This is a genomic window from Thioalkalivibrio sp. (assembly GCF_007692535.1).
In the GTDB taxonomy this organism is placed as follows: Bacteria; Pseudomonadota; Gammaproteobacteria; order Ectothiorhodospirales; family Ectothiorhodospiraceae; genus Thioalkalivibrio.
This window is the reverse complement of the sequence record NZ_REBW01000153.1, coordinates 1-6,332: the sequence shown is the minus strand read 5'-3', so window position 1 is coordinate 6,332 and position 6,332 is coordinate 1. Positions and strand designations below refer to the sequence as shown.

The 6,332-nt window shown below is 64.8% G+C and carries 5 protein-coding genes; all 5 read left to right on the top strand.

All coding sequences use genetic code 11. The annotated features are described in order from the left end of the window. Positions 1 to 1,583: ammonia-forming cytochrome c nitrite reductase subunit c552 (locus tag EA346_RS08645; RefSeq protein ID WP_296757598.1), on the top strand; the 1,583-nt coding region annotated here is incomplete at its 5' end. A gap of 213 nt (positions 1,584 to 1,796) precedes the next feature. Continuing rightward, entirely contained in the window at positions 1,797 to 3,794 is a 1,998-nt protein-coding gene (locus EA346_RS08640) for a heme lyase CcmF/NrfE family subunit (protein ID WP_296757596.1), read from the top strand. Next, positions 3,791 to 4,309, top strand: coding sequence for a DsbE family thiol:disulfide interchange protein (locus EA346_RS08635; RefSeq protein ID WP_296757594.1), 519 nt, complete (start codon positions 3,791 to 3,793; stop codon positions 4,307 to 4,309). Before EA346_RS08640 ends, EA346_RS08635 begins: the two co-directional genes overlap by 4 nt. Then, on the top strand, positions 4,306 to 4,839 hold the full coding sequence (locus tag EA346_RS08630) for a cytochrome c-type biogenesis protein (protein WP_296757592.1): 534 nt from the start codon (positions 4,306 to 4,308) through the stop codon (positions 4,837 to 4,839). Before EA346_RS08635 ends, EA346_RS08630 begins: the two co-directional genes overlap by 4 nt. A 5-nt stretch (positions 4,840 to 4,844) precedes the next feature. Next, positions 4,845 to 6,116: a c-type cytochrome biogenesis protein CcmI gene (gene ccmI / locus EA346_RS08625; protein ID WP_296757590.1), complete on the top strand. Its 1,272-nt coding sequence runs from the start codon at positions 4,845 to 4,847 to the stop codon at positions 6,114 to 6,116. Positions 6,117 to 6,332: the final 216 nt, after the last annotated feature.

Sequence of the window (6,332 nt, the reverse complement as noted above, 5' to 3'; positions counted from 1 at the left end):
CGGAAGGCGAGAAAAAGCCGCTCAAACCCGTGGACGCGATGCAGTGTTACGACTGCCATGCGCAGATCGAGGACATGCACGCGGACAACAAGCACGCGACCGTGAACTGCGTGCACTGCCACGATGCCAGTGAACATGTCGAGACCGCCAGTACCCGGCGCATGGGTGAGCGCCCGGTTACCCGTATGGACCTGGAAGCCTGCGCGACCTGTCACATGGCGCAGTTCAATTCCTTCGTCCACGTGCACCACGAGTCGCATCCGCGGATGGAGAAAGCGACTCCGACAAGTCGGTCTCCGATGTTCGACAAGCTGATTGCAGGGCACGGTTTCGCTTTCGAGCACGCCGAGCCCCGCAGTCACGCCTTCATGCTGGTCGATCATTTCATCGTCGACCGTGCCTACGGTGGCCGCTTCCAGTATCAGGACTGGACCAAGGTCACCGATGGCATGGGTGCCGTGCGGGGTGCCTGGACGGTGCTGAAGGACATGGATCCGGAGACCTCGGACCAACGGCGTTTCCTGTCACAAACAGCCACCGCCGCCAACCCTGTATGCCTCAACTGCAAGACGCAGGATCACATCCTCGATTGGGCCTACATGGGCGACGAGCATGACGCTGCCAAATGGAGCCGGACCTCGAACGTGGTTGAGTTCGCTCGCGATCTGAATCACCCGTTGAACTGCTTCATGTGCCACGATCCCCACTCCGCCGGGCCACGTGTCGTGCGGGATGGCCTGATCCACGCAGTGGTGGACGAAGGGCTGGGTACGTATCCGCAGGATGCGCAGAAGAGCGAACTCATCACCATGGAGAAAGTGACCTTCCAGCGTGGCGGTGAGGACTTCCGTTCGATCGGTCTGCTGTCGATGGCCGACTCCAACCTGATGTGCGCCCAGTGCCATGTGGAATACAACTGCAACCCGGGCTCTCAGTTGAGTGATGGTGCAAGCGTCGGTATGGACGACCGTCGTGCCAACCATTTCTTCTGGGCCAATGTGTTCGATTACAAGGAAGCCGCCGAGAAGATCGATTTCTTCGACTTCCGGCATGCGACGACGGGTGCGCCATTGCCGAAGCTGCAGCATCCCGAGGCCGAGACCTTCTGGGGTTCCAAGCATGAGCGGGCCGGCGTTGCCTGTGCCGACTGCCACATGCCCAAGGTCAAGCTGGAGAACGGCAAGGTCTACACCGACCACGGTCAGCGCAGCCCGCGCAGCCGCATCGAGACGACCTGTCTCAACTGCCACGACTACTGGACCGCAGATCAGGCCGAGTACGCGATCGACTACATCAAGAACTACACGCACGGCAAGATCGTGAAGGCCGAGTACTGGCTGGCGCAGATGATCGATCTGTTCCCTGTGGCGAAGCGGGCCGGAGTGTCTGAAGACGTACTGAACGAGGTGCGTGCATTGCATTATGACGCCCATCTGTACTGGGAATGGTGGACTGCCGAGAACTCGGTGGGCTTCCATAACCCCGACGACGCACGTAAGTCACTGACTCTGTCCATTGACAAGAGCAAGGAAGCAATCAAGCTGCTGAATGACGCGATCGATGCGCAGGTGGCATCGAGGTAGGCGTTACGGCAGGCAACCTGAGGAGCCGGTGCTGGTCACCGGCTCCTTCTTTCCAGGTTTCGCTGTGGTAAATCTGATGCCAAAGACTTCCAGCACCCCGGGCTCACCCGTGTGCAGCGATTTTCATCGCATCCCGGCGTGCGCACGCAACGCCGCCGCCTCGCGTGCTTCGCATTCGTGGATCCTGCAACGGCAAACCCAGGGCGGTGAGGCATGATCCCCGAGTTGGGTCAGTTTGCAATCGCGCTGGCGCTGGCACTCGCACTGATGCAGGGCAGTATTCCCCTGGTCGGTGCCCACCGTGGTGACAGCCGGCTGATGGCGTTGGCCAAGCCTCTGGCACAGGCACAGTTCGCATTGCTCGTGCTGGCATTCGCCGCACTGGCATGGTCGTTCCTGACCCATGATTTTTCGGTCAAGAACGTCGCACAGAATTCGTTTTCCCAGCTGCCCGCGGTGTATCGCTTCACCGCGACCTGGGGCTCCCACGAAGGGTCGCTGCTGCTGTGGACCGTGATCCTCGCAGGCTGGTCCGCAGCGGTGGCGGTGTTCTCGCGGCAACTGCCCGAGGAGATGGTCGCAAGGGTCCTCGGCGTGATGGGACTGATCAGCGTCGGATTTCTCGCGCTGCTCCTCTTGACCTCCAGCCCGTTCGAGCGGCTGTTTCCAATCCCGGCCGACGGGCGCGACCTGAATCCATTGCTGCAGGATCTCGGGATGGTCTCGCACCCGCCGTTGCTCTACATGGGCTACGTCGGTTTCTCCGTCGCCTTCGCCTTTGCGATTGCGGCGCTGTTGTCCGGCAGGCTGGATGCTGCCTGGGCCCGCTGGTCGCGACCGTGGACCACGACGGCCTGGACCTTTCTGACCCTGGGCGTCGGATTGGGCAGCTGGTGGGCCTACCGCGAGCTGGGTTGGGGCGGGTGGTGGTTCTGGGATCCGACCGAGAACGCCTCGCTGATGCCCTGGCTGGCCGGCACCGCACTGATTCACGCGCTCGCGGCGACAGAGAAACGCGGTGTCTTCGGCAACTGGTCGGTATTGCTGGCGATTGCAACCTTCTCGCTGTCGCTGCTTGGCACCTTCCTGGTGCGTTCCGGCGTGCTGTCGTCGGTCCACGCATTTGCCACCGACCCGACCCGGGGGCTGTTCATCCTGATCTTCCTCGGCCTGGTGGTCGGCGGCTCGTTGACGCTCTACGCGCTGCGCGCGCCGCGCATGATGGGTGGTGGTTCCTTTGGCTGGTTCTCGCGCGAGTCCCTGCTGCTCGCCAACAACGTGTTTCTGATCGCCGCACTCGGCGCGGTGCTGCTCGGTACCTTGTATCCCCTGTTCCTCGATGCGCTGGGTCTCGGCAAGATTTCCGTGGGTCCTCCGTACTTCAACGCGGTATTCGTGCCGCTGGTGGCGCCGGTACTGTTCCTGGTCGGGGTCGGTCCGCTGGCCCGGTGGAAGCAGGCGGATCTGCCCGACCTGATGTGGCGCCTGAAGGGGGCCTTTGCCGTGGCGCTGGTCACCGCGGCGCTGTTGCCGCTGACCCTGGATGGCATGAACCTGCAGGTGACACTGGGCGTGTTCCTCGCGCTCTGGATCCTGTTCACGGTGCTCAAGGGCTTTGCCCTTCGGTTGCAGCACCACCGCGGCAGCAGGGTCCGGCAGCTTGCACGGCTGCCTCGGGCCTTCTGGGGCATGCAGCTTGCGCATGCCGGTCTGGCCCTGCTGGTGGTCGGCGTCACCATCGTCTCCAACTACGAGACCGAGCGCGACGTGCGCATGCCGATCGGCAGCCACCTGGAACTGGCCGGGCATCGATTCGTTTTCCAGGGGGTCGAGGAACTGCCGGGCCCGAATTACCTGGCCGGACGTGGCACGATGGACGTGACGACTCCCTGGGGACGTTCCTTCACGCTGTATCCCGAAAAGCGCAATTACAACGCCTCCGGCATGATCATGACCCAGGCCGCCGTGAACTACGGGCCGTTCCGCGATGTGTACGTCTCGCTCGGGGATCCGCTGGGCGATGGGGCCTGGACCGTGCGCGTCTATCACAAGCCGTTCGTGGGATGGCTCTGGGCGGGAACGTTACTGCTGGCTCTGGGCGGCGGGTTGGCGGCTGCCGACAGGCGCTACCGGGTGGCGCTGCGCCGCCGGTCGGACCCCGCTCCGGCGCCCGAGCCCCTGCGCTCCATCACCCGGGAGGGTGTGGCATGAGGCGCTGGATCCCGTTGCTGGTCTTCGCGGTACTCGGGGTTTTCCTGTACCTGGGGCTGTACCTGAATCCCAAGGAGGTGCCCTCGCCGCTGGTGGGCCGGCCGGCGCCCGATTTCACCTTGCCGGTGGTCGGGCGTCCCGGGGAAACCTTCTCCCCATCCGAGGTGCGCGGCGACGTCTGGCTGCTGAACATCTGGGCCCCTTGGTGCAGTGTTTGCCTGGAAGAGCACAGGCATCTGCCGAGGATGGTCGGGGGCCGGGTGCCGGTCTACGGCCTGACCTGGAAGGACCTGGACCGCGAGGCCGCACCACTGCTCGCCCGCAACGGCAGCCCTTACGTCGCCGCGGTGGACGACCACGACGGGCGCGTCGCGATTCGCTACGGGGTCACCGTGACGCCGGAGACCTTCGTGATCGACCGCGACGGCATGATTCGCATGAAGCACGTGGGGCCGATCACCCCCGTCATCTGGAAGAGCAAGTTCGAGCCCCTGCTTCGGGAGTTGCAGTTGTGAGCTGCCGTCTACGCCTGCTCGTACTCGCGGTCTTCCTGCTCCCGGTGTTGGGCGCCGCCAGCCTGCCGGCCACGCCCAACACCGACGACCCGGCGCTGGAGGCCCGTCTGAACCACCTGGCCGAGGATTTGCGCTGTGTTGTCTGCCAGAACGAATCGCTGGCCGAATCCCGCGCCTCGCTCGCACTCGACCTGCGCGAGGAGATCCGCGAGATGATGCGCGCGGGGTTGACCGACGATGCTGTGGTGGAGTCCCTGGTCGCGCGCTACGGCGACTTCGTCCTCTATCGCCCACCGGTGAAGCCGCTTACGTATGTTCTGTGGGGCGGCCCGCTCGCCTTTCTGCTCATCGGCATTGCTCTGGCCCTGGCCACGCTGCACCGGCGCCGGACCCTGCGGCCACAGGCCGACGTCAGCCCCGAGGCACTGCGCGAGGCCGCGCGGTTGCTTCGGTCGGATCATTCCCGCCATCCGGGTTCACCGATCGCCTCCGGCACGGCGTCCCGGCTTTCGCACCAAGAAGAGAGGTAATCCCCTTGAATGCCATTGTGACCGTCGCCCCTTTCTGGATCGCTGCTGTTCTGATTCTTGCCGCCGTGCTCGCGTGGGTGTTGCCGCCCCTGTTTCGGCGACCGCCGGCCAGCCATGGCCCGGATCGGCGGGAGCTGAATATCGCCGTCTACCGTGATCAGTACCGGGAACTGGAGGACGATCATCGCAACGGTCTGCTCAACGATGAACAGATGGATGTGGCCCGCACCGAGCTGGAGGCGCGACTGGCCCGGGACGCTTGCAACGGGGACCCGGTGGCCGCTAGCGCTCCGGCCCGTAGCCGGGGACTGGGGATGGCCCTGGTCGCGGTAATTCCGGCCCTGGCGCTGGGGTTGTATCTCGTCGCCGGCGACCCCGGGTTCGTGATCCAGCAGGCGGTTGCCGACCAGGCCGAGCAGGAGCGGGAGCGGAAGGTGCAGGAGGCGCTGGCCCGGCTGGAGGAACAGGTCGATGAGGCGCTGGCGACGCTGGAACAGAACGTCCGCGACGATCCCGAGGATGGCTTGAGCTGGACGTTCCTGGCCAATGCCTACATCGCCCGGGATCGCTGGCAGGATGCCGAGGTGGCCTATGCGCGCGCGTACGCGGTGATGCCGGATACGCCGGTCGTGATGTCCGGCTATGCCGAGGCGATGGCGGTCAATGCGGGGCGCGACCTCAGCGGCCGGCCTATCGAATTGGTGCGCGAGGCGCTGCTCCTGGATCCCGAAGATCCAAAGGCGCTGGAGATGTCGGGCATTCATGCCTACCAGAACCGGGAGTACAGCACGGCGGGGTATTTCTGGAACCAACTGCTGCGCCAGACCCCGGAGGGCAGCCCGGCGCACGCCGAGTTGAGCGCGATGGTGCGCAGCGCACGCGCACTCGGGCATACGGAGGCCTTTGGCGGGCCGGGGGGCGCGCCGGCAGACGCTGCGGTGATCAGCGGTCGCGTCGAACTGGCTACCGATCTGGCAGGACAAGCCGAACCCGGCGATACCGTCTATCTCTTCGCGCGTACGGCGACCGGTGGCCTGCAGCCCCTGGCGGGCCTGCGCACCCGCCTCGATCAGCTGCCAGTCGACTTCACCCTGGACGACAGCCTGGCGGTGAGCCCCGATCACGTGCTTTCCAACCATGAGAGCATCACCCTGGTGGCACGCGTGTCCCGCCATGGAGACTCGGAGGCGCGCCCCGGCGACCTCGAGGGCATCCTGGAAGGCGTGTCCGTGGGCCGCGGGGATGTCCGCCTGGTGATCGACACGGTGCGACCATAAGCGTGTCTGGTCCCGGGCTTTTTTGGGTATGACCTGCGCAGGTGCGACGGGCTTGTTCGTGACCGGATCGTAAGGGATTCCTGGAAATGTGCGGTTTGGCGTCCTATGGTTGAGGACGCGCACCCTGCGGTTGGGTGGATGATGGCATCGTCGCCGGTGGGCTGGCTCCGGCGCATGGCGCGGTTGACGGATCAGGAGGCGAAGTGATGAAGAAGC

Bases quoted from the DNA above. Each gene is read 5' to 3' on its own strand.
- EA346_RS08640 (WP_296757596.1), top strand. From the start codon at position 1,797: ATGATCCCCGAGTTGGGTCAGTTTGCAATCGCGCTGGCGCTGGCACTC.
- EA346_RS08635 (WP_296757594.1), top strand. From the start codon at position 3,791: ATGAGGCGCTGGATCCCGTTGCTGGTCTTCGCGGTACTCGGGGTTTTC.